At 70.9% G+C, this 1,034-nt stretch carries 1 protein-coding gene; it reads right to left on the bottom strand.

The window, feature by feature from the left end:
- The coding region (locus tag AB0947_RS42825) for a KR domain-containing protein (protein WP_366755755.1) at positions 1-1,020 on the bottom strand (1,020 nt) is incomplete at its 3' end.
- Positions 1,021-1,034 lie beyond the last annotated feature (14 nt).

The raw sequence follows: 1,034 nt of genomic DNA, 5'->3' as shown, positions 1-1,034 counted from the left end.
CTCAGGATCAGGATCGAACAGACCCTCCAGATCCCAGCCACGATCCGCAGGAAACGCACCCATCGCGTCCGTCCCGTCGGCCACCAGCCGCCACAACTCCTCAGGCGAACGCACACCACCCGGGAACCGGCAACTCATCCCCACGATCGCGATCGGCTCGTCCACACCCACCGACGCCACCGGCACCGCCGCCACCGGCTCCCCGCCGCCCACCAGCTCCCCACGCAGCCAGGCCGCCAACGCCACCGGACTGGGATGGTCGAACACCACCGTCGCCGGCAGCCGGACCCCGGCCACCGCCTGGAGCCGGTTACGCAACTCCACCGCCGTCAACGAATCGAACCCCAGATCCTTGAATGACCTCCCCTGATCCACCCGGGACGCCTCCGCGTGCCCCAGCACCACGGCCACCTGACCCGCCACCAGCTCCAGCAACACCCCCTCCTGCTCCGCCACCGCCAGCCCCGACAGGCGATCGGCGAGGGGGGAACCGGAGCCGACGGCCGCCGCGGCACTCGTCGCACGGCGCAGCGCGGGCCGGACGAGACCGGCGAGGAGCGGGGAGAGGGGCGAGCCGTTCTGCGCGGAAGCTCCCTGGTCGGTGCGGGAGGTGAGCAGGGCCGTGTTGAGCGGGCTGAGCACCAGGTGTGCGCGGTCGAGTTCCATCGCGGTGTCGAAGAGGGTGAGACCGACCTCGGTGGGGAGGGGCAAGGTGCCTGCGCGGGCCATGCGGGCGCGGTCCGCGTCGCCCAGGTGCCCCGTCATACCGCCGGCCTGCTCCCACAACCCCCACGCCAACGACGTACCCGACAACCCCCGACCACGCCGCCAGGACACCAAAGCATCCAAGAACACATTCGCCGCCGCGTAATTGCCCTGCCCCGCCGTCCCCAACGTCCCCGCCACCGACGAGAACACCACGAACACCGGCACATCCCCCGCCACCAGATGCAGATTCCACGCACCCGCCACCTTCGGACGCAACACCCGCCCCAACGCCCCCGACGTCAGGTTCTCCACCGTCGCGTCATCCA

Source organism: Streptomyces sp. NPDC047841, assembly GCF_040704085.1.
GTDB classification, from domain to species: Bacteria; Actinomycetota; Actinomycetes; order Streptomycetales; family Streptomycetaceae; genus Streptomyces; species Streptomyces argyrophylli.
This window is presented reverse-complemented; position numbering and strand designations above follow the sequence as displayed.